This window comes from Rhizobium sp. SSA_523, from assembly GCF_030435705.1.
In the GTDB taxonomy this organism is placed as follows: Bacteria; Pseudomonadota; Alphaproteobacteria; order Rhizobiales; family Rhizobiaceae; genus Neorhizobium.
In genome coordinates this window covers 1,274,267-1,300,553 of the sequence record NZ_CP129382.1, presented here as the reverse complement: position 1 = coordinate 1,300,553, position 26,287 = coordinate 1,274,267, and the positions used below count along the sequence as shown (strand labels likewise).

Sequence of the window (26,287 nt, the reverse complement as noted above, 5' to 3'; positions counted from 1 at the left end):
CAAGCCAGACAGCGAATGATGGAAGAGCCTTCTGGGCGCTCTCTGTACCGGCAGGTCTTTTGTCAATAGATAGCCGATTGGCTAAGTTTCGCTTGCGCATCCATTCGGCTGTGGCATAGTTAGTCACATGACTAAGCATGATCCCGATCTGTCCATCCTCTTTCACGCCCTCTCCGATGCGACGCGGCGGTCGATTCTGACGCGTCTGGCCGAAGGGCCGGCAGCAGTCAGCGATCTCGCCGGCCCGACGGGTCTGCGTCTGCCGACCGTCATGCGGCATCTGGCGGTGCTGCAGGAGGCAGGGCTGATCGCCACGGCCAAAGATGGCCGGATCCGGACTTGCGCCATCGTGCCCGAGGCTCTGGAGCCGGCGCGTGGCTGGCTGGATGCGCAGCGGGCCCTGTGGGAAGCGCGGCTGGATCGGCTGGATGCATTTGTGATGACCGTGATGAAGGACAAGGAAAAATGACAGACAGATCCATCGGGCAGGTCCGGCATGCCTCCGGCGACCGCTTTGCAAGGCTGAGTTTCGAGCGACAGGTGGAGGCGCCGCTTTCCGTCCTGTGGCAGGCCTGGACGGCGCCTTCCGCCCGTCAGGTCTGGGCGGCTCCCTCGCCCTCGGTCACCGTCGAGTTTCTCGAGGCCGACAGCCGGATCGGCGGTCGCGAAGTCTCGCTGTGCAAGGTCGAGGGGCAGCCGGATATTCGCTGCGAGATCGGCTGGCTCGACCTCAAGCCGCAGCATCGCAGCGTCAATTACGAAATGCTGTTTTCAAACGGTGTGCCGCAATCGGCTGCACTGGTGACCGCCGATCTGTCCGGCAACGAAACGCGCAGCCGCCTTATGGTGACCGTGCAATTGTCCTCGCTGGCAACCGCCATGGAGGAGGGCTACCGGCAGGGCTTCAATGCCGGGCTGGACAATCTCTCCCATGTCGCCGCCCGAACCATGGTGCTGGAGCGGGTGATAAAGGCGCCGCGCGCTGTGGTCTGGGGCGCCTGGATGAATGCCGAGACGCTGCCGCAATGGTGGGGGCCGGAAGGCTTCTCCTGCGTGACGCGGCGGATTGCGCTTGGCGCCGGCGGCGAATGGGTCTTCGACATGATCGGTCCGGACGGGACGGTCTATCCGAACCATCACCGCTATGGCGAGGTCCTGCCCGAGGAGCGGCTGGCCTATACGCTCTTATGGGGCGAGAATGGTCCCAAGCATGCCGATGCCTGGGCTTCCTTTGCAGAGGAGGATGGCGCGACCCGGGTGACGCTGGGGATGATCTTCAGCACGACGGACGAATATCAGCAAGCCGTCGGCTTTGGCGCCCCGGCTCTGGGACAGGAAACCCTCGGCAAGCTGGAGCGCTTCGTCGCCGGCCGCTAGCTCGCGCGTTTCATGGCTTGCGCGTTGCGGCTGGCTCTTGCGCTTCTTGCGCCGCATTGCAGGCAAGCGTCAGCGCATCGCGGGCCTGGGGGATCAGCGCCAGGAGATCGCTGCCGTCCGACCGCAGAAAGCCGGCCATGGCTGCCGAGGCGATGGAAAGAAGCATTGGCGGCTGGAATGGCAGGAGCGGCAGGGCCGACAGGCGCTGGCGTTCGGCCGTCAGGCTGCTGGGCTCATAGGCCACCCCCAGCCTCTCGGCCAGTTGCGGGATGGTGAAGGGGGCGATGCCGGACAATTCGTAGATGCGGCCGGCATGCCTGCCAGGCTCGCGAAGCACCTGGACCGCCGCGTCGGCGAGATCGTCGCGCGCCACGGCGGAGATGGGAGCCGTGCCGTAAGGCACCGTGATCCGTCCCGCATGAGGTGCGGCGAGCATACCGATCAGTTCTGCGTAGAGGCCGTTGCGGAGGATTGTCCAGGCTACTCCGCTCTCCATCAGGAGACGCTCCGTGACGCGGTGCGCCAGCGCAAATCCCAGGTGATCGCTGGCGGCCGAGAGGCTGGTATAGACGATGTGGGTCACGCCGTGTCTTTTCGCCGCCGCCAGCACGGCTGCGTGGCGTTGCATGACGATATCGTCCTCGGCATAGCCGGCGGAAAGCAGAAGAAGTGTCTCGATGCCGGAAAAGTCGAGCGTGTCCGGCTGGTCGAAATCCATGACGCGATCGGCCTGCGGCGAGCGGCTGGCGGTTTGAACCGGCAGGCCTTCCGCCTTTGCCGTCTTCGCCATGCGGGATGCGAGCTGGCCCGAGGCCCCGGTAATCAGTATCATTGACGTCCCTTTCCAATTGGTGGGACCCTAGGACGTTTCGACCCTGCTCATAAGGAGGCACAATCTTGTCTGCCACGCACATTCCTGTTCGCCCCGCTGATCCGCATCCTGATGAAAGGGACGCAACGCTCGAGCCCTGCGGCGCGCCCGGTCATGAAGATTGCGGCATACGGCTGGTGCTGGACCGGCTGGGCGAGCAGTGGACGGTGATGACGCTGGCCGAGCTTTCCGCCGGTCCGCGCCGCTACCGGGAGCTGGAGCGCGCCCTTGGCGGCGTGTCGCAGCGCATGATGACCCTGACGCTGCGGCGGCTGGAGCGGGATGGCCATGTCCGCCGCGACGTCGAGGCGACAGTGCCTCCGAGCGTCACCTATGAATTGACGGAGCTTGGCCGCGCCTTTGCCGGTCAGGTGGCGGCACTGGTCACCTGGAGCAGGCAGCACAAGGCGGCAATCGAGGGCGCCCGGGAAGGTTATGACAGCCGCGCCAAGGCTCCGGCCAGACTGATCCGGATCGGCTGACGGCGGGCGGCGGGATCGAAAATCCCGCTTCTTCGTTTGGTTGGGATGATGAATATAAGCGACTGGTCGCCTGACCCTTACATTCTGGTGCTGACGGGCATGGGCTTCCTCATCGCTCTCGTTGCCTGGCTGCCCCTGGCGCTGCAGCGCCTGCCGCTCTCGCTTCCGATCGTCTGCATCGCGATCGGCGCCGGCCTGTTCCTCATTCCCCGCGTTTCCGGCGAGCCGCTGCCTTCGACCTATCCGGATATCACCGAGCGCTTCACCGAATTTGTCGTCATCATCGCCCTGATGGGCGCGGGCCTGAAACTCGATCGCGTCTTCAGCTGGCGGCGGTGGAGCGTGACCTGGCGCCTGCTCGCCATCACCATGCCGCTCAGCATCGCCGCCATTACCCTGCTCGGCGTCTGGGGTCTCGGCCTGCCGCTTGCAATCGCGCTGCTGCTCGGCGCCAGTCTCGCACCGACCGATCCGGTGCTGGCCGCCGATGTGCAGGTTGGCCCGCCGAAATCCGGCCAGGAGGACGAGGTGCGCTTTGGGCTGACCTCGGAGGCCGGGCTGAACGACGGCTTTGCCTTTCCTTTCGTCAATCTCGCAATCGTCCTGGCCGTGTCGGCAAAGAGCGGCGAGCCCTGGTTCACCCAATGGGTTCTCCACAATGTGGTGTGGGAGATCGCCGCCGGCGTCGTCGGCGGCTGGCTGGTCGGCCGTCTGTTCGGCTGGCTGACATTCCGCATGCCGGCCGAAACCAAGCTGGTGCAGACGGGCGACGGGCTGATCGCCATCGCCGCGACCTTCGTCTCCTATGGCCTGACCGAGATGATCGAGTGCTACGGTTTCCTCGCCGTCTTCATCACGGCCTTGACCTTGCGCCATGCCCATCGCTCGCACGACTTCCATCGCGAGATGCATGACGTGACAGAGCAGGTCGAGCGATTGGCCATGATGATCCTGCTCGTGCTGTTCGGCGGCGCCCTGGTCAGCGGCCTCCTGACACCGCTTGTTCCCATGGATGTGGTGGCCGCCTTGGTCATCATCCTGGTGATCCGACCGATTGCCGGTGCCGTTGGCCTGATCGGCTTCAAAGCGGAATGGCGGGAGAAGCTGACACTTGCCTTTTTCGGCATTCGCGGCGTCGGATCCTTCTACTATCTCGCTTATGGCCTGAACCATATGCCCGCAGAGGGCGGGGATCGTCTCTGGGCCATACTGGGGCTGGTCGTGCTGTTTTCTGTTCTGCTGCACGGTCTGACCGTAACGCCGGTCATGCGGCTGCTGGACCGCAGCCAGGGACGCGATCCGGATGCCGAGGTAACGCCACCGCCCGGGCTGCAGGGGCCGGCCACACCCGCCTCCGATGCCGCCCCGGGCTCCGGCTGACCAGGACTACCCTCACAAAATGCCGGATGAGTATAATTACAACCTAATAAACGTTAGAAATCCGACATTTGCTCAAACTTCCTTCAGGAGATTTTAATCCAGCTCCTACACTCATTAGGAATGAGTATGGGGGATCGCAGCATGCGTTGGTGGCTGGCACTATTGATGGTCGTGTTCATGTATTCGTCCGCGCAGGCGGCGAACGAGTGGCAGGTCAAGATGACGACCCGGAACGTCAAGGTCACCACCGACAATAGCACCTGGCTTCCTGTTCAGGTGGGCGACATGATTCCCAACAAGGCCTGGATCTCCACTGGCCCGAAAGGCCGTGTCCAGCTGACGCGCGGGGTGGAAAGCCTCACCCTCCAGCCCAATACTCTCGCAGGAATGACAACGTCGGGCTTCTTCCGCAAGACCACCGAGATCTTCCAGCAGAGCGGCACCCTGGATCTGGAGATCGAGAAGCGTAACCGGCCGCATACAACGGTGCAGACGCCGTATCTCGCCGCCGTCGTGAAAGGCACGAGCTTCAGGGTGTCGGTCGGCAAGAGATCCGCGAATGTATCCGTCGAAGAGGGTCTCGTGGAGGTCAAGGCCTTTGCCAGCGGTCAGTCGACGAATGTCGGACCGGGCCAGAGCGCCGCGGTTGACAAGGATAAAGGAATGAGTGTCGCAGGTGTGGCCTCGACGCCTTCGATCTCGGCCGGGGCGCCGAGCTCCGCCAGCGTGCTTGCGGCCGGCGCAACAGCTCTCGAGGGTCAGGGCGCTGCGACCACCTCTGCAGGCGGCGGCTTTGCCAGCGACAATGCCACAGCAGGGCAGGACGGCGAGCGCGGCGATAATGGTCCGGGTGGCGGTGGCAATGGCGGCGGAAACAGCGGAAACGATGCCGGTAGCAATTCCAATGCTGGCCTCGGCAACGGCAACGGCGGCGCCAATGGCAACGGCGGCGGCAACAATGGTGGCGGCAACGGCAATGGTGGCGGCAACGGTGGCGGCGGCAACGGCAATGGTAATGGCGGCGGCAACGGCAACGGCAACGGCAACGGCGGCGCCAATGGCAACGGCGGCGGCAACAATGGTGGCGGCAACGGCAATGGTGGCGGCAACGGTGGCGGCGGCAACGGCAATGGTGGCGGCAACGGTGGCGGCGGCAACGGCAATGGTGGCGGCAACGGTGGCGGCGGCAATGGCAACGGTGGCGGCAACGGCAACGGCGGCGGCAACAATGGCGGCGGCAACAACGGTGGCGGCAACGGCGGCGGCAACGGTAATGGCGGCGGCAACGGTGGCGGCAACGGCAACGGTGGCGGCAACGGCGGCGGCGGCAACGGCGGCGGCAACAACGGCGGCGGCGGCGGCAACAATGGCGGCGGCAATGGCAACGGTGGCGGCAACGGCGGCGGCAACGGCAACGGCGGCGGCAACAACGGTGGCGGCAATGGCAATGGCGGCGGCAACAACGGCGGCGGCAACGGCAATGGCGGCGGCAACGGCGGCGGCAACGGCAATGGCGGCGGCAACGGCCGGTAAGACCGGCTTTGGGGCAGAGGCTGCGGCGAGGGGGACAGGCAATGGCATTTGGCACACACCGCGCCGCCTTTCAGCATATCCCGCGGGTCTGTCTCATCCTGCTTGCTCTTCTGGCGCCCTTTGGCGCCTTCCGGCCGGTCACCGCCGTGATCGACCAGTTCCTCGGAGAGCTCCGCTTCTCGGCCTTCCAGCGTGACGCCTCGCAGCAGATCGCCTTCATAGCGATCGATAAGGACAGCCTGGAGAAGATCGGCGTCTGGCCATGGCCCCGCGGCATCTATGCCGATATCCTGGATTCGCTGTCGCATTTCGATCCGAAGGACATCTTCTTCGACATCGATTTCAGCACGCCATCGTCCCCTCAGGAGGACGCCAAGCTGGCCGAGGCGCTGGACCGTGCCGGGGGCGGCGTCATCCTTCCAATCTTCAAGCAGCACGGAAAGGCGGGAGAGCTTTCCGCCGTCGATCTGACGAAGCCGATCGCGCTCTTCTCCGATATGGCCTGGCCGGCCTTTGCCAATGTCGCGCTGGATGATGCGGGTCTTGTCAGCCGGTTCGCCACCTCGGATGATGCGGAGGGTCTGCGCATCCAGACCGTCGCAACCGTGCTGGCGGGCTACGAGGGCCCGGACGGGACCTTTCCCATCGATTATTCGATCCAGCCGACGACCATTCCGACTTTTTCCGTTTCGGATCTGCTGGCCGGCAAGATCCCGGCTTCGAGCCTGCAGGGCAAGACGATCGTCATCGGCGCCTATGCGACCGAATTGAAGGACATCTATCCGGTGCCAGTGCACGGGGCGATCAGCGGCCCGCTGATCCACATTCTGGCGGCCGAGACCATCCTGCAGGATCGCCTGCTCGGCGCGGTGGACCAGCTTCCGCTGGAGCTTCTTCTGGTCGCGGCCGTCATCGCGGCGGCCCTTGCGGCAAGACGTGTCCCGGTCCTGTCGGGCGTGGCGGCGACAGGGCTTGCGATTGTCGGGATGGAAGCCGCAGCGCTCTGGCTCCAGCAGTCCGGCGCCCTTATCTTGCACACCGGCGAAAGCTGGACGATCGTGCTGCTGGGCCTCTGCCTCTTCATCAGCGAGAAGTTCGATTTCAACCGCTTTCTCCTGCGCCGCGCCATGGCGGACCGTCGTCTGGCGCGCACGGTCCTGCAGCAGATCATTGCCGAAAGCTCCGATGCCGTCATCGTCTTCGACGACCGCCTGACGATCGTCGAGGCAAGCCAATCGGCGGCTGCGCTCTGGCCGCGCAAGCGCGCCGAGGCACGGCGACTGGACCGCACGCTTCCGGCGGATCTGTCATCGGCTGTCGAGCGCATGGCGGAAAACTACCGGACGGAGCCTGGGCACTCGCTCGCGGAGACCATCCATTTTTCGACCGACGAACCGCCGACGCGCCGCTATTTCGAAGCATCCCTCACCATATCGCCCCGCGTGGTGCATCTCGAGCGGGGTGGCACAGACCAGTCCTCCTTCATCGGCAGCCTGATCGTCAGGGACCGGACCGCCCAGCGCAAATATGAACAGGAGCTCTTGCGTCTGTCGCAGACCGACGAGCTCACCGGGCTGCTCAATCGGCGGGAATTCGCCGTTCGCCTCGCGCGCGAGAGCGGGCCGGTGATCGTTGCGGCGGTCGGTTTCCATCGTTTCGAGGTCGTCGCCAAGGTTCTGGGCACTATGCTTTCGGACCGCCTGCTGCCGGCGCTGGCCGACCGCTTGCGGTCTCTGCCCCAGGCGCTGCTTCTCGGCCGGCTGGGACCGGACAGGTTCGTCATCGCCATTCGCGACGGCCATGCAGGTGCCGCGGAGGCTTTGGCCGGTGCTGTGGCCGAGCTCTTCAAGGATCCGATCGATCTCGGTGGGTCGATGATCCCGGTGGATGTCCGGATCGGCCTTTATCGCAGCCAGGCCAATGACGAACCCCCGGCCAACAGTCTCGCCTATAGCGAGGCGGCGCTGGAAAGCGCCTGCAGCGTCAGCAGCCATTGGTGGCGGGAATTCGATCCTGCCCTTGCCAGCCGTCAGGAGCGGGCGCGGCGGCTGGAGCATGAGATGCGCGCCGGGCTGCAGCGCGGCGAGTTCTTCCTTCTCTATCAGCCGCAGGTGGATCTGAAGACCGGCGCCGTGGTGGGTGCCGAGGCATTGCTACGCTGGAACCATCCGGAAACCGGTGCCGTCTCCCCGGCGGAATTCATCCCTGTCGCGGAAGCGAGCGGCTTCATCCGCGATCTCGGCCGCTTCGCACTTGTCGAGGCCTGTCGCGCGGCGCGCCAGTGGCCATCCCCTATGAGCGTTGCCGTGAATGTCTCCGGGGTGCAGATCCAGGCTGGCGGGCTGCTCGATGATGTGCGGCATGCCCTGGCGGAGAGCGGCCTGGCACCCGGCCGGCTTCACCTCGAAATTACCGAATCGGCCTTTGTCGAAGGCTCGCGCGCCGTGCTCGACCTGATTGCCGTGCTGCGCGATATGGGACTGTCGATCGCGCTCGACGATTTCGGCACCGGCTATTCGAGCCTGAGCTATATGACCTCCATGCCGCTCGACAAACTGAAGATCGACCAGTCCTTCATCCGGCGGCTCGCCGCCACTCCGGGCAATCTCGTCATCATTCAATCCATTCTCTCGCTTTCCCAGGGACTTCGGCTGAAGACGGTTGCCGAGGGAATCGAGAGCCAGGAGGAATGGGACATCCTGCGGTCGCTCGGCTGCGAGGAAGGCCAGGGCTATCTGTTCGGCCGGCCGATGAGCACGCCGGACCTGCTGGTCTGCGAAAGAATGCGCGCCGAAAGCCCCGCTCTTCGCGCGGGGTGATCGCCTCGTGCTCCCGGACACGCCGCCCAAAGCCGGCGCGCTCTGGGCGGCGATCGGCACTAACCCAATTTTTGTGGCGACAGGCTTGGGAAGAACCGGGCGGCGTGGTTTGCTGAATCGGCAACGGATCGCGCTCAAAATTGTTCTTTAAGTCAACGCCTGCTTCGGCGATGATCCCGTTAATACATCTCGAAAAAGAGAGGGGATCCACATGACGCATATCTCATTCAACAGGCGAGCCTTCATGAAAACCGCCACGGCCCTGGGAGCCGTTGCCGCGGGACAGACATTCATCTCCATCCAGCCAGCCATCGGCGCGTCTCCTGCAAAGCTGCGCATGCAGCTCGGCTGGCTCGCCTCCAACGGCCTTCTGGGCGAAGTCGTGGCAATGAAGAAGGGCTACTATGCCGAACAGGGGCTGGAGCTCGAAATCGTGCCCGGCGGCCCCAATGTCGATGGCGTGGCCGGCGTTGCATCCGGCCAGTCGACGCTCGGCCAGATCTCCTCAAGCCCGTCGATCATGCTGGCGCGCGGCGCCGGCATCCCGATCAAGGCGATCGCCGCGGGCTACCAGAAACACCCTTACGCCTATTTCTCCAGGAAGGAAAAGCCGATCCGCTCCGCGCAGGATATGATCGGCAAGACGGTCGCCATCCAGCCGACCGGCGCCATTCTCTTGCGCGCCTTGCTCGCCAAGAACAATGTGCCGGAGGATCAGGTCAAGATCGTCAACATGGGTGCCGATATGAACCAGCTCGTCACCGGCCAGGCGGATGCAGTGGTCGGCTGGCTGACCAATACGAATGCCCTGAAGGTCCTGGGAGACGATCGCGTCGACCTGATGCTCTGGGATACGGGCATCCAGCTCTACGCAAACGTCTATTACACGACCGACACGGAACTGGCCGAGCATCCAAAGGAGCTGGCCGGTTGGATGGCGGCGACCGCGCGGGGCTGGGGCTATGCCCGCGACAATCAGGAAGAGGCGGTCGACATCCTGGTCGAAACCTTCCCCAATCTCGATCGGGCAAGCGAGATGGAAGCGATCGGTCCCCTGATGACCTTTGCCTTCACCGAAACGACCAAGGCCGGCGGCTGGGGCGCCATGACCGCGGAAAACTGGGCGGCACAGCTCAAATCCTACGCAGATCTCGGCCAGTTCAAGGAGAAGGTGCCGGCGGTCGAGGATGTCATGACGCTGTCCGTTCTGGACGCGACGGCCGACATCCGCAAACAGGTGGGGTAACCGCCATGGCCCTGGCTCAGCAAACACTCGACCTGCCATCGCCGAACGACCAGCTCGCCGCTGTGTCCGTCGACCATGTGGACGTGCAGTTCGGCTCCGGGCAATCGGTATTCACGGCGCTTCGGGATGTGTCGGTGACCATTCCGAAGGGGGCGCTGGTCACCATGATCGGCCCGTCCGGCTGCGGCAAGTCCACGCTTTTGCGCTGTATCGCCGATCTGGTCAGCATCAGCGATGGCGCGATCTCGGTGCTGGGCCAGTCCCCGCAGAAAGCCCGCGAGGCCCGCGATTTTGCCTTCGTCTTCCAGGAGGCGACGCTGCTGCCCTGGCGCAGCGTTCTCGACAATGTCCGTTTGCCGCTCGAAGTCGGCAAACGGTCGGACACGCAAGCCTATGCCGATCCGGAAAAGCTTCTGGCGCTGGTGGGTCTGCAGGGGCGGGAGAACGCCCTGCCACATGAATTGTCGGGCGGCCAACGTCAGCGTGTGGCCATTGCCCGCGCGCTGGTCAGCCGGCCGCGCATCCTTCTAATGGATGAACCCTTCGGCGCGCTGGACGAGATCACGCGTGACAAGCTCAATGAGGAATTGCTGCGGCTGTGGAAGGAGACAGGCACGACGATCATCTTCGTCACCCATTCCATCCCGGAAGCGGTTTTCCTCGGCGAATATGTGCTGATGCTTGCCGCGCATCCGGGTCGGGTCAAGGAATTCGTCAAGGTGGATCTTCCCTCGGAGCGCACATTGGCCATCCGCGACACCGTCGAATTCATTCGCATCACCGCGCATCTGCGCCGGCTGCTGGAGGAATGCTGATGGCCGAATCTCTCCATTCCCTCGCCCCTGCCGAAGCCAGGCGCACGGACACGGCATCGCGCCGCGCTGTCACCGCCCACCGCATCTTCGGCCCGCTGACGGATAATCTTCCCGCGGCGCTTGCCATCATCGGCTGCATCGCGCTCTGGCAACTGGTCGTCTGGGGCTTTTCGGTGCCGACTTTCATGGCGCCAAGCCCGGTCGCGGTTCTGTATGCCTTCCATGAGAACGGCGCGACGCTCTGGGCCAATCTTTTGCCGACCCTGCTGGAGGCCGCGCTCGGCTTCGTCTTCGGCAATCTCGTAGCGGTGCTTCTGGCGATATGGTTTGTCTACAGTCCGCTTGCGGAGAGGGCCTTCTATCCGATCGCCGTCATCATCAAGTCGATCCCCATCATCGCGCTCGCGCCCATTCTCGTGCTGCTGGTCGGAAACGGCATTGCCCCCAAGGTCATCATTGCAGGGTTGATCTGTTTCTTCCCGACGCTGGTCAACATGGTCCAGGGGTTGAAATCCGCAAACCCGGCAATGCTCGATCTGATGCGTGTCCTGTCGGCCAGCCACGCCGAAATCTTCTGGAAGGTGCGCCTTCCCGCCTCCTTGCCCTTTCTGTTCGCCGCCTTGAAGATCGCCGCCACCAGCAGCGTGATGGGGGCGATCGTGGCGGAATGGATCGGCTCCAGCTACGGGCTCGGCGCACTGATCATCGAGGCTACCTATAATTTCCGCTCGCCGCTGCTCTATGCAACGGTGGTGATCGCCGCGGCGCTGGCCGTCATCCTGTTCTTCGTCGTCTCGATTGCCGAGAAGAAGATCATCCGCTGGAAGCCTTCCGCTCACGAATAGCGCTTCGAGCCCCATCACCAGAAACAGCCGCGCGTCCATCGCGACGGCGCACCCTTCACCATGCCGGCATTACCGGGAGGAACGAGCATGCATGCGACCATCCACATCCCCCAACGTCCCGCAACCGTTGTCGATCGCTCCGATGTGGTCGTGGTGGGCGGCGGTCCAGCAGGAATATCCGCGGCCATCTCCGCCGCCCGCAATGGCGCATCGGTCACTCTCGTCGAACGCTATCCCTATCTCGGCGGGCTTGCGACGGGCGGCATGGTGCTGGTGCTCGACGACATGGTCAACGGGCTTGAGATCACCGTGCAGGGCATTTGCGGCGAGATGATCGACCGCATGCGGTCGAAGAACCTCTGCGTCGTGCCGGATGAGAACGACCGGCAGATCGACAGCCGCGACCTGCCGGAAAACTGGCGCCGCTGGGCGCGCTGGGGATTGTTCGATTTCCATACGCCGACCGCGCCGCACCCGATCTGCTACGCGGCGGCCTTCGATCCCGACGGCTTCAAGCAGGCGGCCTATGACATGTTCGTGGAAAGCCGCATCAAGCTGCGCACCCATAGCTGGTTCTCCTCGGCCATTGTCGAGGACGGGGTGATCAAGGGTGTGGTCTGCCAGACAAAGTCCGGGCTGGAGGCGATCATGGGGAGCGTCATCATCGATGCCACGGGCGATCTGGATGTCGCCGCCAATGCCGGTGCCGCGCATATCGAGGACACCTTCATTCTGACGACCGTCTCCCGCTGGGGTGGCGTCGACACCGAGGCGGCGGAACGGTTCGAATTCGAAGAGCCGGAGGCCTTCAAGGCGCTCGATCACGAGGCCAAGCGACTGATCGGCGGGTGCTGGTCCTATTGGTGGCTGAAGACGCCGCTGCCGGGGGTCATCTGGCTCAATTGCCCGCATATGCCCAAACTCTCCGGCCTTAAGGTGGAAGACCTTGCGGCGGCGGAGGTGGAGGGCCGGGCGCGCATGGGCCGGCTGATGGAGTTCGCCCGCGCCAAGCTGCCGGGCTTCGAACAGGCCTATGTCGTCGATTTCGCGCCCCAGACCGGCGTGCGTCAGACGCGCATGCTGCAAGGCGAATATGTGGTGACCAAGGATGATGTGATGAGCCGCCGGCATTTTGCCGATTCCGTCTGCCGTGGCCGCGATTATTACACGCCCTACCGCGCCATGCTGCCGAAGGAAGTCGACCAGCTGCTGGTTACCGGGCGTCACTATTCCGCAACGCCGCAGGCGCAGAAATCGAGCCGCGAGATCCCGCCCTGCATGGCCATGGGCGAGGCTGCCGGCGTGGCGGCAACGCTTGCGCTGAAGGCCGGCACCACCGTGCGCAAAGCCGATGTGAAGGCCATTCAACACCAAATGCGGGCTCAGGGTGCCGATCCCGGCGATACCCCTTCCGCCAATGCCAGCTATCTGGAGGCTGCCGAATGAATACCCTACCTCTGACCGATATCCGCGTCGTGGATTTCACCCAGGTGATGCTCGGCCCCTGCTGCACGCAGATGCTGGCCGATTACGGCGCCGATGTCATCAAGATCGAGAAGGAGAAGATCGGCGATCTGTCCCGCTGGTCGCTGGGTTCCGATCCCGACGGTCTCAACAATCCCGTCTTCTGCTCGCTCAACCGCAACAAGCGCAGCCTTGCGCTGGATCTGAAGCGGGAGGATGCGCGGGCTGCCGTCCTGGCGCTGATCGACCGGGCCGATGTCGTGGTCAACAATTTCCGGCCGGGCGTGATGGAGCGGATGGGGTTTGGCTATGAGGCGCTGAAGAAGCGCAATCCGAAGCTCATCTATGCGGTCGGCACCGGTTACGGATTGACCGGGCCTTACGAGCACAAAGGCGGCCAGGACGTTCTGGCACAGGCCGTTTCCGGAGTGATGCGACGCAAGTCCGACCAGAGCCACCCGCTCTCCATCTATGCCACGCCGCTGGCGGATTTCTCAGCCGGCATGCATCTCGTGCAGGGCATTCTCCTGGCGCTCCTTCAGCGCGCGAAGACCGGCGAGGGGCAGCAGGTGGCCGTCAGCCTCTACTCCTCCATGCTGGCCATGCAGATGCAGGAGGGAACGGTCCACATGATGCGCAACAAGGAGCTGAACTGGGGCGCATTTCCGCTGACCGGCGTGTTCGAGACGACCGACAGCGCGATCGTGATGGTCGGCGCCTTCAAGCCGAACCCCCTGCAGGATATCTGCAAGGCGCTGGAGATCGACGACCTGTCCGCCAATCCGCGCTATGCGAGTTTCGATGTCCAGATGGAGCACCGGCCGGAACTGCAGACTGTCTTCCGTGAAGAGTTCAAGAAGAATTCGACCGCTCATTGGGTCAAGCGGCTGGAGGGTGTCGACATTCTCTGCGCTCCCGTCCGCACGATCGCCGAAGCGCTGGAGGACGAGCAGACCCTGATCAACCGCATGATCCTGGAGGCGGGCGAAACGGCGGCGGGGCCTATCCGCCTGATCGGGTCTCCCATCGACATGTCCTCCGCCGAGGTTCGCGTGCGCATTCCGCCGCCCCGCCTGGGCGAGCACAATGCCGAAATCCTCGCTTCGATCGGTGGCGACGGGCAAGAGGATGCGGCATGAGCGTTGATTTTCTGGTCGCCGACCGCGTCGCGCGCGTAACGATCGACCGGCCCGACCGCATGAATGCCGTCGATGCCGCCACGGAAGAGGCGCTGGAAGCCATCTGGCAGGAGATCGAAGCGCGTGACGATATTTCCTGCGTTGTTTTAACCGGTGCCGGCACCAAGGCCTTTTGTGCCGGCGCGGATATGAAAGGCGTCAGCCAGTCCGGGCTGGACTATTGGGCCGTTGACCGCCGCAACGGTTTTGGCGGTCTCTCCTTCCGCCGCAGTCTCGATGTTCCGGTCATCGCGCGCGTCAACGGCTTTGCGCTCGGCGGCGGTTTCGAAATGGTGCTCGGCTGCGATATCGTGATTGCCGCGTCGAGCGCCCGCTTCGGCCTGCCGGAGGCGCGTGTCGGGCGCATGCCGCTCGATGGCGGCATGGTGCTGCTGCAGCGCAAGATCCCCTATAATCGCGCCATGGAGGTCCTGATGACGGGACGCCAGTTCAGCGCCGACGAAATGCACGCCTTCGGCATCGTCAACGCGGTTGTCGAGCCGGAGCAGCTCGACGAGGAGGTGGACCGCTTTGTCGGCGATATCGTTGCCTGCGCGCCGCTGTCGCTGAAGGCCATCAAGCATACGGTGAACCGCACGGCGCATCTAACTCCCGCCGAGGCGCAGGCCTTGAAGACACATGCGCTTGTCCGGGCGCTGCGGAGCGAGGATGCGCAGGAAGGTGTCACCGCCTTCATCGAGAAACGCAAGCCGGTGTGGAAGGGACGCTGATCGTGCGGTAGAACAGGAGCTTCGAACCGCGGGAGACGCCATGCACGCCAGCATTCTCAGGTATTTTGCCGCCGTCGCCCGCTCCGGCTCCATTCGCAGGGCGTCCGAGGAACTGCATGTTGCCACATCGGCGCTGAGCCGACAGATCAAGAAGCTGGAGGACGAGCTCGGGATTCCGCTCTTCGAGCGGATGCCGGATGGTCTGCGCTTGACCGGGGCAGGGCGGATCGTCCTGCGACACGCCAAGGCGACGCTTCAGGATTACGAGGTGATGCGCGGCGAACTCGGCGATCTTGCCGGCAAGATCACGGGGCGCATTCCGATCGCCTGCCTCGACAGTCTCGCGATCACCTTCATGCCGCAATGCCTGATGGACTTCACCCGCAACCATCCAGCCGTCGATTTCCGTATCCGGACCGAAAACTACGCCCGCATCTTCGGCCTCCTTACCGATGACGACGTCGATGTCGGCATTACCTTCGATATTGCCAGGCCAGGGGATGTCAGGCTGCTCTCCTCGGTCCCGATGCCGATCATGGCGATCGTCGCCCGTGACCATCCGCTGGCGAAAATGAAGACCGTTTCCGTGGAGCAATGCGCTCAGTTCAAGCTCCTGCTGCAGCTCGACAATGACGTGACGAGCTTCATGTTCTCTCTGGAGCTGGGCGCTCTCGAACGGCACGCCCGGGCGCTGGTCTCGAGCAATAACCAGATGATGCTGAAGCCGCTCATCCTGTCGGGCGCCGGCGTCGCCTTCTACACGCCCATGGGATTTTACGAGGAGCTCAAGGCGGGCCACGTGCTGGCGCTGCCGATCTCCGGGGTGCGGACCGAGACGGCGCGCCTGGGGGTCATCGTGCCGCGAACCCGCAAGCTTCCCTATGCCTCCGACGTGATGGCCGAATATCTCTCGGATCGTCTGGCGATTTTCGCGGCGATGATCGAGGAGATCGTTGCCCGGTGACGATCCTGCCGCAACGATCGGTGGGAGATGACGGGTCGTTGGGGATCCTGCCGGGGAGGCTGACCCTCATCCAGCGTCGTGGCCCGTCGCCTGGCCGTGCGGGAATCTTGGTTCGAAGGCGGCAACGGCCGGATGATCGGCTGCGACCATTGCCTTCTCCCATCCGCCGGGAGAGCCGAGGCCGCTGACCTCGGCCGAAAAGAACTGCCGGTTGATGTCGAGGAAGACCTCGGCCTCCGGCTTGATCTCCTCATCCCAGGTGATCGCGTCGACAGGACAGATCGACAGGCAGAGGCCGCAATTGATGCATTCGTCCGGATGAATGTAGAACATGCGGCCGCCCTCATAAATGCAGTCGACGGGACAGGCTGCGGTGCAAGCCCCATCCTTGACATCGATACAGGGCGCAGTGATCACATAGGCCATGCCGGAAACGCTCCTCGTTTGCCTCTTGCCCTGATGGATCCCGATATCTCGTCCGGATAAGGCAGGCAGGCGGTGCCAGTCTATGGTTTCAGAGGCAGGCATTGCTGGGAAGTTGAAATTTGCGCAGTGTTCGTTGCCGATTGGGCAACGCTCTGCTAGGCGCAAACCTGCGAAAGAAGTTGAGGTCAGATGCGAGCCGCAGGACAATTCTGCCAGCCAAGATGGGTAGACGTGCCCAATTTGCAATCAACTGATTTTCTTGACTTTAATTTAGGCGATGCTACGAATTTACCGAGTGGTAAAATCCAGGGGAACAATCGATGATCAACAGACTGTATCTTTCCAGGCGCGGCGTCCTTGCCTCCGGTCTGGCCCTTTCCGCAAGCGCCCTCGTGCCCTCCGTTCGTGCGGCGTCACCGGTCAAAGTCGCCGGCATTCACGGCTCGCCGGTGGAAAATGCCTGGAACTCGGTTCTCCACAAGGCACTGCAGGATGCGGCCAAGGAAGGCGTCATCGAGTATGTCTTTTCGGAAGGCGTGTCCGGAACCGATTATCCCCGTGCCATGCGTGAATATGCCGAGCAGGGCGCCAAGCTGATCATCGGCGAAACTTTCCCTGTGGAAAAACAGGCCCGCGAAGTGGCCGCTGATTATCCGGAAACCGCCTTCGTCATGGGGTCGAGCGGCAAAGAGGCCGGCGATAATTTCGGCGTCTTCGGCACCTGGAATTTCGACGGCGCCTATCTCGCCGGCATGCTTGCCGGCAAGATGACCAAGTCCAACACCGTCGGCTCGGTCGGCGCCATGCCCATTCCGGAAGTCAACATGCTGATCAACGCTTTCGGTGCGGGCGTGAAGGCCGTCAACCCGGACGCCAAGCACCTCGTGACCTTTATCGGCACCTTCTTCGATCCGCCGAAGGCTCGCGAGGCCGGCCTGGCGCAGATCGATGCCGGCGCGGACATCCTGTTCGGCGAGCGGATCGGCACGGCGGATGCGGCCAAGGAGCGCAAGATCAAGTCGATCGGTTCGCTCATTGATTATACGCCGCGCTATCCGGACACCGTATTTGCCAATGCACTCTGGAATTTCCGTCCCATCCTGAATGCCGCATTGGCCGATATTGCCGCCGGCAAGCCGACCGGTCGCGACTACACGGCCTTTGGCCTGATGAAGGAAGGCGGCAGCGACATCGTCTACGTCAAGGGCGTGGCGCCGGCCGATGCGGAAGCCGCGATGGAAGCCAAGCGCGCCGAGATCAAGGCCGGAACTTTCGAAGTGCCGAAGATCATGGACGAGCCGAAGTAAGCCTTGCCCATGCATGCGGATGCAACAGCGCTGGCAGAGGCGATCGGCGATAGCCGTCTCTCCAGCCGTCAGGTCATGACGGCCGCCATGTCGGCAGCGCAGGCTTTTAAGGATCTCGGCGCCATTGCGCATCAGGATCCGCAAAAGGGGCTTGAGGCTGCCGAACGCATCGATGCCTTGCCTGTCGACGAGCGGCGGGCCATGCCCTTTGCCGGCGTGCCGACGCTCGGCAAGGATCTTGGTGGTCCATTTGCCGGGTTTCCGGTCACGGCCGGCTCGAGGCTGATGGCGCGGCGCGGCGGAGTGGTCGATTCGGATCTGGCGGAACGGTTTCGCGCCGCCGGCTTCTGCCTGTTCGGCCTGACAACCAGTCCGGAATTCGGCCTGTCGCTGGCCAGCGAACCGGCCGTCGGCCCGCTGGCCCGCAATCCCCTGGCGCCGGCTCTTTCCGCCGGCGGATCGTCCGGGGGCGCGGCAGCCGCCGTTGCGGCGGGCATTGTGTCCATCGCCCACGCCACCGATGCCGGCGGCTCGATCCGCGTACCGGCCGCCTGCTGCGGCCTTGTCGGGCTGAAACCGAGCCGCGGCCTGATGCCGGCCGGGCCGCTCTTCGGCAATCATCTGGGCGGCATTGCCACGGAACTCGGCATCTGCCGCTCGGTGCGCGATACGTCCGCGCTCTTCGCCGCCGTGTCGGGCAAGACCCGCGGACCCTATCCGCCCGTTGCCCTGCAGCCCGTGCCGGGCGGGGGGCTGCGAATAGGTCTGCTGACCGGGACGGGGGAGGCGCTTGCCACGACGCCGGAGCGAAGCCAGGTCGTCGAGGATGCGGCGCGCCATCTGGAATCGCTCGGCCACAGGCTTGTGCCGCTCGCCGCCTCAGCAGTCGAGGCGATGGCAGCGACGAGCCGCCGCGCCTTCGTCGATATCGTCTGCGTCAATCTTGCCGATACCATTACGAGGTTCGACCTCGATGCGGGAAAAACGGAGATATTGACCCAGGCCGTCATCGAGCGCGGCCTGTCGATCACGGCGCGCGGCCTGTGGCAGAGCCTGAACGCGATGATCCTTGTCAGCCGGGATCTCTGGCGCCTGTTTGACGGCATCGACTGTCTGCTGAGCCCGATCCTGTCTTCGGCACCTCTGCCGCTCGGCTCCTTTCCCAGCAATCACCGGGATACGGATCTGCATTTTCAGCGCATGGCCGCCTTTGCGCCGCTTGCCGCCCTTGCCAATGCCTCCGGCTTTCCGGCGCTGACGCTGCCATTCGGCGCCGATGCGGAGGGATTGCCGCTGCCGGTCCAGCTCATGGCGCCCATGGGTGCGGAGCCTTTGCTGTTGCAACTGGCCGCTGCCCTGGAGCAGGATGGACGCTGGCAGCACCGTTTCCCGATTGCAGGATGGCCCTCATGAGCACAGCGGTTCTTCAGATCGAGGGTGTGAGCAAGCGGTTCGGCACCATGCTGGCCAATGACAATATCTCTCTGTCGCTGGCCAAAGGCGAGATCGTCGCCCTGCTCGGCGAAAACGGCGCCGGCAAGACGACGCTGATGAACATCCTCTTTGGCCATTACGTGCCCGATACCGGCCGCGTGCTGGTTGATGGCGCGGAACTGCCGCCCGGCAAGCCGCGCGCGGCAATTCGCGCCGGGATCGGCATGGTGCACCAGCATTTTGCCCTCGCACCCAATCTGACGGTGCTGGAAAACGTGACGACAGGCACCGAAAGCCTCTGGTCGCTCCGCCTGAAGCGGGCACAGGCCAAGGCAAAGCTGATCGGCATTTCACAGCGCTTCGGCCTGAAGGTCGATCCGGATGCAAGGCTTGGCGATCTTTCGGTCGGCGAGCAGCAGCGTGTGGAAATCCTCAAGGCGCTGTACAATGATGCCAGGATCCTGGTCCTCGACGAGCCGACGGCGGTGTTGACGCAGATCGAGGCCGAGCATCTGTTCTCCACGCTCAAGGACATGGCCCGGCAGGGGCTTTCGCTGATCTTCATCTCGCACAAGCTGGACGAGGTGATGTCGACGGCAGACCGTGTCGTGGTGCTGCGCGGCGGACGTCACGTTGCCGAGCGCAAGCCGTCTCAAACCAGCAAGGCGGAATTGGCCGAACTGATGGTCGGCCGGACCGTGGAGCGGCCCGTCCGCGACGCCTCGACGCCGGGCGAGATCGTGCTGGAAGCAGCAGGGATCACGGTGCGCCGCGGCGGCGTGGACAGGCTCAAAGCGGTGGATTTTTCGCTGCGGGCAGGGGAGGTTCTCGGCATTATCGGTGTTTCCGGCAATGGGCAGGCGCTGCTGGCGCAGCTTCTTTCCGGCACGGCGGCCAGGACGGCGGGCGATCTTCGTCTCTTCGGCCAGCCCGTGGGCACCCTCTCGGTCGCCGATGTCGTCTCCGCCGGGATCGGCCGCATTCCCGAGGACCGCAACGCCGAAGGGGCGATCGGCGAGATGGCGGTCTGGGAAAACGCGGTGCTGGAACGCCTCTCGGGTTTTTCGCGCAAGGGTCTCGTTGACCGCAGGAAAGGCATGGCTTTTGCGCAGAAGATCATCGACGAATTCGACGTGCGCGGCGCAAGCCCGGCCAGCCGCATCCGGCTGCTTTCCGGCGGCAATATGCAAAAGCTCATCCTCGGCCGGAACCTGATCGAGCATCCCCGCATCCTGATTGCCGCACAACCGGCGCGCGGCCTGGATGAAGGCGCGGTGGCCGCCGTGCATCACCGTATCCTGGAGGCACGGAGGCAGGGAACGGCCGTGCTTCTGATTTCGGAGGACCTGGATGAGGTCATGGCGCTTGCCGACCGGATCCAGGCCATTGTCGGCGGCCGTCTGTCGCCGCCGATCCCGGCACAGGAGGCCTCGGCGAGACGGCTTGGCCTGATGATGGCGGGCGAATGGCTCGGTGATCGCGCAGGCGACGGGGCGACGGGCCGGATTGGCAATTCGGAAGGAGAGGCGAACCATGCGGTTTGAGCGGCGCGAACACAGGCCGGTGGCGCTGGTCATTGCCACGCCCCTCATGGCAGTGGCGGCGGCGCTTGCGATTGCCGGCATCCTGATCGCGATTGCCGGCGCGCCGGTGCTGGAGGCCTATTGGCGCATCCTGACCGGTGCCTTCGGCTCCAGGCTTTCGGCAACGGAAACCTTGACGCGCGCCACGCCGCTGATCCTGACCGGACTGGCCGCGGCCGTCGCCTTCCGCGCCCGGCTGTGGAATATCGGCGGGGAGGGGCAGCTTTATCTCGGGGCTATCACGGTGGCCTGGGCCAGTTCGCACCTCACCGGTTCCTGGCCGTCCGCCCTGCAGATTCCGGCGCTCCTGGTGCTCGGTGCGCTTGCCGGCATGGTGCTGCTTCTGGTCCCGCTCTGGCTTCGCCTGCGTTTCTCCGTCGATGAGGTGGTCACGACGCTGCTGCTGAACTTCGTTGCGGTGCTCTTCGTCTCCATGCTGATCGACACGGTTCTGAAGGATCCGACCGCGTTCGGTTGGCCGCAGTCGCAATCGGTGGCCGATGCGGCCATGTTGCCGAAGCTCCTGGCGCGCTCGCGCCTGAATCTCGGTCTCGTCATCGCTGCCCTGCTGGCGCTCCTGCTGGCCTTCGTCCAGTCGCGCACGGTCTTCGGCATGCAGGCGCGGGCGGCAGGTCTCAATCCGCCGGGCGCTGTCTTTGCCGGCGTGCCGCTCGGCCGCACGCTGGTGATCGTCGCCTGCGTTTCCGGCGGACTTGCCGGTCTTGCCGGCGCCGTGGAGGTGATGGGCGTCAAGGGCTATGTCACGACGGATCTGTCGCCCGGCTATGGCTATTCGGGCATTGTCGTCGCCATGCTGGCCAATCTCAACCCGCTCGGCGTGGTGGTGGCGAGCCTCTTTACCGCCACCATGTTCGTCGGAGCCGATGGCATGAGCCGGGCCATGGGCATTCCAAGCTACATTGCCGATGTCATCGTAGCCTTGTCCTTGCTGACCATGCTGGTCGCCGTCTTCTTCACCCAGTACAGGATCCGCCGATGACCGCGATCGTCGATATCATCGCCTCTGCCGGGCTTTGGGCTGCGGTGCTGCGCATTGCCACGCCCCTCATTCTCGGTACGCTCGGCGCGCTGCTGTGCGAACGCTCGGGCGTCCTCAATCTGGGCATCGAAGGCATCATGACCTTCGGGGCGATGATCGGCTGGCTGGCGGTCTATAACGGTGCCGACCTGTGGACGGGGTTCGCGGTGGCCGCCCTGGCCGGCGCCCTGCTCGGCCTCCTGCATGCGGGGCTGACGGTAACGCTCGGCCTGTCGCAGCATGTTTCGGGCCTCGGCGTGACGCTGTTTGCCGCAAGCTTCAGCTATTACGTCTTCCGCCTTGCCGTTCCGGTTGCCGGCACGCCGCCCACCATCACGCCCTTCCAGCCAATCGCCCTTGCGGGCCTCAGCGACCTCCCCTTTGTCGGACCGGCCTTCTTCTCGCAGACGCCGCCCACCTATGTGGCGATCGTTCTGGCGCTCGGTCTTGCCTATGTGATCTTCCGCACGCCGCTCGGTCTTGCAATCCGCATCACCGGCGAAAATCCCCACGCGGCAGAGGCGCAGGGCATCAATCCGATGATCGTGCGCTATGGCGCAGTGATGGCCGGCAGCGCGCTGATGGGCATGGCCGGCGCCTTTCTGACGCTCTCGGCCTTCAACAGCTTCTTTCCGACCATGGTGCAGGGGCGCGGCTGGATCTGCATCGCGCTCGTCGTCTTCGCATCCTGGCGGCCGGGCCGGGCCCTGCTGGGGGCGCTGCTGTTCGCCTTCTTCGACGGCTTCCAGTTGCGCCTGCAGACGGCGCTGGGCGGCGCCGTGCCCTATCAGCTGTTCCTGATGATCCCTTATGTCCTGTCGATCGCTGCTCTCGCCGTCATGGCGCGTCGCGCGCGCGTTCCGCAGGCCCTCATGCAACCCTATCGGCGCGGCGAGCGCTGACCGGAGGACTAGATCTATGTTTGACCTCATCATCCGCAATGCCAACCTGCCGGACGGCCGCCAGGGCTTCGATATCGGTCTGGCCGACGGCAAGATCAAGGCGATCGAGACATCGATCGAAGCCACTGCCGGCGAGGAGATCGATGCGACCGGCCGGCTGGTCAGCCCGCCCTTTTGCGACCCGCATTTCCATATGGACGCGACATTGTCGCTCGGCATGCCGCGGATGAACGTCTCCGGCACGCTGCTGGAGGGCATTGCGCTCTGGGGCGAATTGCGGCCGCTGCTGACGAAGGAGGCGCTGGTCGAGCGCGCGCTGCGCTATTGCGATCTTGCCGTCTCCCAGGGCCTTCTCTTCATCCGCAGCCATGTCGATACGTCCGATCCGCGGCTCGTCACCGCGGAAGCGCTGATCGAGGTGCGCGAGCGCGTTGCCCCCTATATCACCCTGCAGCTCGTCGCCTTTCCGCAGGACGGCTATTACCGGGCCGCCGAGGGTGAGAAGGCGCTCAACCGGGCGCTCGACATGGGGCTCGACATTGTCGGCGGCATTCCGCATTTCGAGCGGACCATGGATGAGGGCCGTCGCTCGCTTGAAGCACTCTGCCGCATTGCCGCCGAGCGCGGCCTGCCGGTCGACATCCATTGCGACGAGACCGACGATCCCATGTCGCGCCATATCGAGACGCTGGCGGCCGAGACGGTGCGCCACGGGCTGCAGGGCCGGGTGGCGGGCTCGCACCTTACCTCCATGCATTCGATGGACAATTATTACGTCTCGAAACTCATCCCGCTGATGGCGGAAGCCGAAATCAACGTCATCCCCAATCCGTTGATCAACATCATGCTGCAGGGCCGCCATGACACCTATCCGAAGCGGCGCGGGATGACGCGGGTGCGCGAACTGATGGCGGCCGGCCTCAACCTCTCCTTCGGCCAGGATTGCACCATGGACCCCTGGTATTCGATGGGCTCCGCCGACATGCTGGAAGTCGGCCATATGGCGATCCATGTGGCGCAGATGGGGGGCATCGAGGACAAGAAGCAGATCTTCAACGCGCTGACGGTCAATTCGGCAAAGACCATGGGCCTTGAAGGCTACGGCCTGGAGATCGGCTGCAATGCCGATCTCATCGTGCTCCAGGCCGCCGACGTGATCGAGGCGCTGCGGCTGAAGCCGACCCGCCTGGCCGTCATCAAGGCCGGTAAGGTCATCGCGCGCTCCGCCCCGCGCATTGGCGAACTCTTCCTCGACGGACGACCCGCATCGATCGATCCCGGCCGCGATTACGTGCCGCGCAGATCTGTCTAACGGTCAGAGTTCGACGTTTGCTTCGTGCGCCGCACGGCCGCGAGAGCAGGTCAAGATCTCCAAGATCCCTATTTTCGCCTCGTGATACCTTGGACGGGTCTCTCCGCAGCCGTTCATCCTGCAGTCGAGCCATTTTTCCGCCAAACAACGGACTGATATCCATGTCAATCGACCGCAAGGGGAATGCTGCACGATCCGCATTCACACCGGGCCCATAGGCTGCCGAGCCTTTACCCGCAGCGCAGGAATACATTGCGTGGCCGACCCTGGTCCGGTTCATGAGGAGCCCTGGCTTGTTTTGCCCGCTGGAGCTATTTTACCCTGGATCTGGCTGGCGCCGCCCCTGAACACGACGGAGAAGAAACTGTTGCAAGCCTTTGTCAAGACAGACAGAAACCGGTATTTCCAGGCTCCTGTTTTCGCCGTTGCGCCTATGATCGACTGGACAGCGGTCTGCCTTAAGTACATGATTCACATGTAAAAAAATCTGCGTATGCGAGATGATGCGTACCGCAGGCGTACTAACAAAGCCAATCCATGATGGGAATGAACATGGGGGCGGAGGAGAAAGATCTCTCGATATAGAGTACAAAAATGTTACGCCTTATGCCCACAGGGACGCTTATCAGTCTTGCCGACCAGTGCACTCATTGCTATTCGCAGTTAAGGCAGTTGCCGTTCCGACGACCGGAAGTAGGTAGTTAGCCACAGCTGACCAGCCGTTCCGTGCGGAGAAAATTATGGCGAACGCGCATCATGTCAGATGGCTTCGGGAGGGCAGAGAGGCGTGGAACCTTAGGCGGAGCACTCGGCATTTTGTTCCAATCCTCCAAGATGCTAATCTGAAGGGAACCGATTTACACGGGTATAACCTGCGCGGCGCTCAGATGAGGAACGCGATACTCGCTGAAGCGGACCTTTCGCACGCTGACCTTGTGGGCGCACAGCTTTACGCCGCTGATCTGCGCCGTGCGGATCTTACAGATGCGCAATTGGGAGGCGCAAACCTTGCATTTGCTCGTTTGATTGGCGCTGATCTGTCCGGTGCGGACCTAGGCGACGCTGATTTCAGCTCAGCTGATCTCTCCAGGGCAAAGCTAACGCCTTCATTCCCATTGCGGGCCAACTTTTCTCAGTCAATCACAGTCCTTCTTGACGTGAGAACGACATCTCATGATTTGTTCGTTGATCTTTCCTTCGCGCGAGGACTCGATCAGGACCAGTTGAACGCAATGCTTGGGGACCTTATGACCGGTGTCCCTGCAGGGCTAGAGCGTCCCAGCTCATGGATCGAGTTGTCAAGCATAAGGCATCGTGCGCTGCAAGAAGATAGCGTACGCGACAGCAGCCCCCCTGATGAGAAGTTTGTCTTTCTGTCGTATGCAAGAGCCGACAAAGATTTGATGGAGAATGTGGCTCGTCGTATATTGGAGGCTGGGATTACACTCTGGCATGATGCCCATATATTTCCGGGTGATACTTGGAGAGAGGCGATCAACAGTAATCTGCAGAAAGCGGCTGCAGTTCTGACGCTATGGACAGTGAACAGTACTGAGTCTTTGCCGGTGGCTGAGGAGGCCAGTTTTGGGCAGAAGGCAAAAAAGTTGGTGCATGCGCGTATGGACGACGCACTGTTGCCCTATGGATTTGCAGAGACCCAGTACGTCGATCTAAGGGCCTGGAATAACGATGCAAATGATCCTGAATTCCGAAAGCTGTTGCAGGCGCTGAAGGATAAGCTGGATCCTCCTTCGCCAGACCAAATACAGAAACGGCTTATCGATGCGGCACCGGTAGCTGCGGTGCTTGAGAACGGCTTGGTGACGGCAAAAGACAGCCCACCGAACGCTGCGCCTCCACATCCAGACAGCAATGATTTGGAGGCGCTACTGCGGGCGCAAGAAGTCCTGGCACGAAAGGCACTCAATGCACTTCACGCCCTCGACAACAACCTAGGCGAAGGTATCCGCTTCGATTTGTCTCATTTTGTCGAACAGGTAGCGGCGAGGCCATCCAGCTGGTACATCCTCGATAATGACATCAGCGGCCTTAAGGAATATTTGACCGGCGACGACCAACCGTCATGGCCGGGAAGCACAAGAAGTATGATTGAGAACTTGTGCAGAAATCATGAGTTGCTCCGCCCGCGTTTGCAGCCCGTTCAACCGTCCTTGTCTGCACCAGAAGCACCACTTCCTCCGCCTGTTCCTGATGCTTCCAAAGTAACTGAAACGGTCCTTGAGGAGATCGCTTCGAAAGCGTCGGGCATCTTCTCAGGTGCTGACGCCGAAGAGGTATTAGCAGAACCCGCGATCAGGGCTGGCACCTACCTTGCCGTTGAAATCGATGAAGCACGGAATCCATTAAGTGCAAGCGATAAAGCTGAAGAGCAACGGCAGGTAAGGTTGCGGAAGGCGCTAATAGCTCTAGCTGGATTCATTGGAACTACAATCGCATCATTAGCGACCGGAATATCGACCAACGTCCTTACATCACCAGAAGCGGCGAAGACATTTCTCGAAAGTCTCAAGCGACTATTTGAATTGATTGTGAACATCTTCAATTAGAAGGCCGGCTTT

22 protein-coding genes are annotated in these 26,287 nt (G+C 63.1%); 20 read left to right on the top strand and 2 right to left on the bottom strand.

Annotated elements, in window-relative coordinates; translation table 11 throughout:
* Positions 1 to 127: 127 nt before the first annotated feature.
* Together QTJ18_RS14740 and QTJ18_RS14735 are read left to right on the top strand one after the other, a co-directional pair.
* Positions 128 to 469: an ArsR/SmtB family transcription factor gene (locus tag QTJ18_RS14740; protein ID WP_252750951.1), complete on the top strand. Its 342-nt coding sequence runs from the start codon at positions 128 to 130 to the stop codon at positions 467 to 469.
* Positions 466 to 1,377: an SRPBCC family protein gene (locus QTJ18_RS14735; RefSeq protein WP_252750950.1), complete on the top strand. Its 912-nt coding sequence runs from the start codon at positions 466 to 468 to the stop codon at positions 1,375 to 1,377. Before QTJ18_RS14740 ends, QTJ18_RS14735 begins: the two co-directional genes overlap by 4 nt.
* Positions 1,378 to 1,387: 10 nt before the next feature.
* On the opposite strand, the gene QTJ18_RS14730 is transcribed toward QTJ18_RS14735, so the two are convergent.
* Positions 1,388 to 2,209 carry an NAD(P)H-binding protein gene (locus QTJ18_RS14730; protein ID WP_252750949.1) on the bottom strand — a complete coding sequence of 274 codons (822 nt, stop codon included), beginning with the start codon at positions 2,207 to 2,209 and terminating at the stop codon, positions 1,388 to 1,390.
* Between the two features lie 65 nt (positions 2,210 to 2,274).
* Between QTJ18_RS14730 and QTJ18_RS14725 the strand changes: the two genes are divergently transcribed.
* From QTJ18_RS14725 to QTJ18_RS14675, 11 genes are all read left to right on the top strand, one after another.
* Complete coding sequence (locus tag QTJ18_RS14725) at positions 2,275 to 2,730, top strand: winged helix-turn-helix transcriptional regulator (RefSeq protein ID WP_289851932.1); 456 nt, start codon at positions 2,275 to 2,277, stop codon at positions 2,728 to 2,730.
* Positions 2,731 to 2,775: 45 nt separating this feature from the next.
* Positions 2,776 to 4,110, top strand: a complete 1,335-nt coding sequence (locus QTJ18_RS14720) for a cation:proton antiporter (protein ID WP_354669047.1) — start codon at positions 2,776 to 2,778, stop codon at positions 4,108 to 4,110.
* 126 nt (positions 4,111 to 4,236) lie between these two features.
* On the top strand, positions 4,237 to 5,643 hold the full coding sequence (locus QTJ18_RS14715) for a FecR domain-containing protein (RefSeq protein ID WP_301557808.1): 1,407 nt from the start codon (positions 4,237 to 4,239) through the stop codon (positions 5,641 to 5,643).
* 41 nt (positions 5,644 to 5,684) lie between these two features.
* Complete coding sequence (locus QTJ18_RS14710; RefSeq protein WP_252750947.1) at positions 5,685 to 8,462, top strand: EAL domain-containing protein; 2,778 nt, start codon at positions 5,685 to 5,687, stop codon at positions 8,460 to 8,462.
* Between the two features lie 211 nt (positions 8,463 to 8,673).
* Positions 8,674 to 9,708: an ABC transporter substrate-binding protein gene (locus QTJ18_RS14705; protein WP_252750946.1), complete on the top strand. Its 1,035-nt coding sequence runs from the start codon at positions 8,674 to 8,676 to the stop codon at positions 9,706 to 9,708.
* A gap of 5 nt (positions 9,709 to 9,713) precedes the next feature.
* Entirely contained in the window at positions 9,714 to 10,523 is an 810-nt protein-coding gene (locus tag QTJ18_RS14700) for an ABC transporter ATP-binding protein (protein ID WP_252750945.1), read from the top strand.
* Positions 10,517 to 11,368: an ABC transporter permease gene (locus tag QTJ18_RS14695; RefSeq protein WP_252750944.1), complete on the top strand. Its 852-nt coding sequence runs from the start codon at positions 10,517 to 10,519 to the stop codon at positions 11,366 to 11,368. The genes QTJ18_RS14700 and QTJ18_RS14695 overlap by 7 nt, the downstream gene beginning before the upstream one ends.
* Positions 11,369 to 11,455: 87 nt before the next feature.
* Positions 11,456 to 12,814 carry an FAD-dependent oxidoreductase gene (locus QTJ18_RS14690; RefSeq protein WP_252750943.1) on the top strand — a complete coding sequence of 453 codons (1,359 nt, stop codon included), beginning with the start codon at positions 11,456 to 11,458 and terminating at the stop codon, positions 12,812 to 12,814.
* Positions 12,811 to 13,971, top strand: coding sequence for a CaiB/BaiF CoA transferase family protein (locus tag QTJ18_RS14685; protein WP_252750942.1), 1,161 nt, complete (start codon positions 12,811 to 12,813; stop codon positions 13,969 to 13,971). Before QTJ18_RS14690 ends, QTJ18_RS14685 begins: the two co-directional genes overlap by 4 nt.
* Complete coding sequence (locus QTJ18_RS14680; protein ID WP_252750941.1) at positions 13,968 to 14,741, top strand: enoyl-CoA hydratase-related protein; 774 nt, start codon at positions 13,968 to 13,970, stop codon at positions 14,739 to 14,741. Before QTJ18_RS14685 ends, QTJ18_RS14680 begins: the two co-directional genes overlap by 4 nt.
* Positions 14,742 to 14,781: 40 nt before the next feature.
* Complete coding sequence (locus QTJ18_RS14675) at positions 14,782 to 15,705, top strand: LysR family transcriptional regulator (protein ID WP_252750940.1); 924 nt, start codon at positions 14,782 to 14,784, stop codon at positions 15,703 to 15,705.
* 66 nt (positions 15,706 to 15,771) lie between these two features.
* Here QTJ18_RS14675 and fdxA read toward each other — a convergent pair whose 3' ends face one another.
* A complete protein-coding gene (gene fdxA, locus QTJ18_RS14670; protein WP_252750939.1) occupies positions 15,772 to 16,131 on the bottom strand; it encodes a ferredoxin in 360 nt (119 codons plus the stop codon).
* Between the two features lie 320 nt (positions 16,132 to 16,451).
* On the opposite strand from fdxA, the gene QTJ18_RS14665 reads away from it, so the two are divergent.
* The 7 genes from QTJ18_RS14665 (at position 16,452) to QTJ18_RS14635 (ending at position 26,275) form a co-directional block, all read left to right on the top strand.
* Positions 16,452 to 17,438, top strand: a complete 987-nt coding sequence (locus tag QTJ18_RS14665; RefSeq protein ID WP_252750938.1) for a BMP family protein — start codon at positions 16,452 to 16,454, stop codon at positions 17,436 to 17,438.
* A 9-nt stretch (positions 17,439 to 17,447) separates the two neighbouring features.
* Positions 17,448 to 18,851 carry an amidase gene (locus QTJ18_RS14660; RefSeq protein ID WP_252751337.1) on the top strand — a complete coding sequence of 468 codons (1,404 nt, stop codon included), beginning with the start codon at positions 17,448 to 17,450 and terminating at the stop codon, positions 18,849 to 18,851.
* Complete coding sequence (locus QTJ18_RS14655; RefSeq protein WP_252750937.1) at positions 18,848 to 20,416, top strand: ABC transporter ATP-binding protein; 1,569 nt, start codon at positions 18,848 to 18,850, stop codon at positions 20,414 to 20,416. Before QTJ18_RS14660 ends, QTJ18_RS14655 begins: the two co-directional genes overlap by 4 nt.
* Positions 20,406 to 21,455 (top strand): ABC transporter permease, encoded by a 1,050-nt coding sequence (locus QTJ18_RS14650; RefSeq protein ID WP_252750936.1) that lies wholly within the window; start codon positions 20,406 to 20,408, stop codon positions 21,453 to 21,455. The genes QTJ18_RS14655 and QTJ18_RS14650 overlap by 11 nt, the downstream gene beginning before the upstream one ends.
* Positions 21,452 to 22,396, top strand: a complete 945-nt coding sequence (locus QTJ18_RS14645) for an ABC transporter permease (RefSeq protein WP_252750935.1) — start codon at positions 21,452 to 21,454, stop codon at positions 22,394 to 22,396. Before QTJ18_RS14650 ends, QTJ18_RS14645 begins: the two co-directional genes overlap by 4 nt.
* A 16-nt stretch (positions 22,397 to 22,412) precedes the next feature.
* Entirely contained in the window at positions 22,413 to 23,708 is a 1,296-nt protein-coding gene (locus tag QTJ18_RS14640; RefSeq protein ID WP_252750934.1) for an amidohydrolase family protein, read from the top strand.
* A gap of 740 nt (positions 23,709 to 24,448) precedes the next feature.
* On the top strand, positions 24,449 to 26,275 hold the full coding sequence (locus QTJ18_RS14635) for a toll/interleukin-1 receptor domain-containing protein (protein ID WP_252750933.1): 1,827 nt from the start codon (positions 24,449 to 24,451) through the stop codon (positions 26,273 to 26,275).
* The last annotated feature ends 12 nt before the right edge of the window (positions 26,276 to 26,287 follow it).

Coding starts and splice junctions, on each gene's coding strand:
- QTJ18_RS14635 (WP_252750933.1), top strand. CDS start 24,449: ATGGCGAACGCGCATCATGTCAGATGGCTTCGGGAGGGCAGAGAGGCG.
- QTJ18_RS14695 (WP_252750944.1), top strand. CDS start 10,517: ATGCTGATGGCCGAATCTCTCCATTCCCTCGCCCCTGCCGAAGCCAGG.
- QTJ18_RS14650 (WP_252750936.1), top strand. CDS start 20,406: ATGCGGTTTGAGCGGCGCGAACACAGGCCGGTGGCGCTGGTCATTGCC.
- QTJ18_RS14690 (WP_252750943.1), top strand. CDS start 11,456: ATGCATGCGACCATCCACATCCCCCAACGTCCCGCAACCGTTGTCGAT.
- QTJ18_RS14660 (WP_252751337.1), top strand. CDS start 17,448: ATGCATGCGGATGCAACAGCGCTGGCAGAGGCGATCGGCGATAGCCGT.
- QTJ18_RS14720 (WP_354669047.1), top strand. CDS start 2,776: ATGATGAATATAAGCGACTGGTCGCCTGACCCTTACATTCTGGTGCTG.
- QTJ18_RS14705 (WP_252750946.1), top strand. CDS start 8,674: ATGACGCATATCTCATTCAACAGGCGAGCCTTCATGAAAACCGCCACG.
- QTJ18_RS14685 (WP_252750942.1), top strand. CDS start 12,811: ATGAATACCCTACCTCTGACCGATATCCGCGTCGTGGATTTCACCCAG.
- QTJ18_RS14700 (WP_252750945.1), top strand. CDS start 9,714: ATGGCCCTGGCTCAGCAAACACTCGACCTGCCATCGCCGAACGACCAG.
- QTJ18_RS14675 (WP_252750940.1), top strand. CDS start 14,782: ATGCACGCCAGCATTCTCAGGTATTTTGCCGCCGTCGCCCGCTCCGGC.
- QTJ18_RS14730 (WP_252750949.1), bottom strand. CDS start 2,209: ATGATACTGATTACCGGGGCCTCGGGCCAGCTCGCATCCCGCATGGCG.
- QTJ18_RS14710 (WP_252750947.1), top strand. CDS start 5,685: ATGGCATTTGGCACACACCGCGCCGCCTTTCAGCATATCCCGCGGGTC.
- fdxA (WP_252750939.1), bottom strand. CDS start 16,131: ATGGCCTATGTGATCACTGCGCCCTGTATCGATGTCAAGGATGGGGCT.
- QTJ18_RS14735 (WP_252750950.1), top strand. CDS start 466: ATGACAGACAGATCCATCGGGCAGGTCCGGCATGCCTCCGGCGACCGC.
- QTJ18_RS14640 (WP_252750934.1), top strand. CDS start 22,413: ATGTTTGACCTCATCATCCGCAATGCCAACCTGCCGGACGGCCGCCAG.
- QTJ18_RS14680 (WP_252750941.1), top strand. CDS start 13,968: ATGAGCGTTGATTTTCTGGTCGCCGACCGCGTCGCGCGCGTAACGATC.
- QTJ18_RS14740 (WP_252750951.1), top strand. CDS start 128: ATGACTAAGCATGATCCCGATCTGTCCATCCTCTTTCACGCCCTCTCC.
- QTJ18_RS14715 (WP_301557808.1), top strand. CDS start 4,237: ATGGGGGATCGCAGCATGCGTTGGTGGCTGGCACTATTGATGGTCGTG.
- QTJ18_RS14665 (WP_252750938.1), top strand. CDS start 16,452: ATGATCAACAGACTGTATCTTTCCAGGCGCGGCGTCCTTGCCTCCGGT.
- QTJ18_RS14645 (WP_252750935.1), top strand. CDS start 21,452: ATGACCGCGATCGTCGATATCATCGCCTCTGCCGGGCTTTGGGCTGCG.
- QTJ18_RS14655 (WP_252750937.1), top strand. CDS start 18,848: ATGAGCACAGCGGTTCTTCAGATCGAGGGTGTGAGCAAGCGGTTCGGC.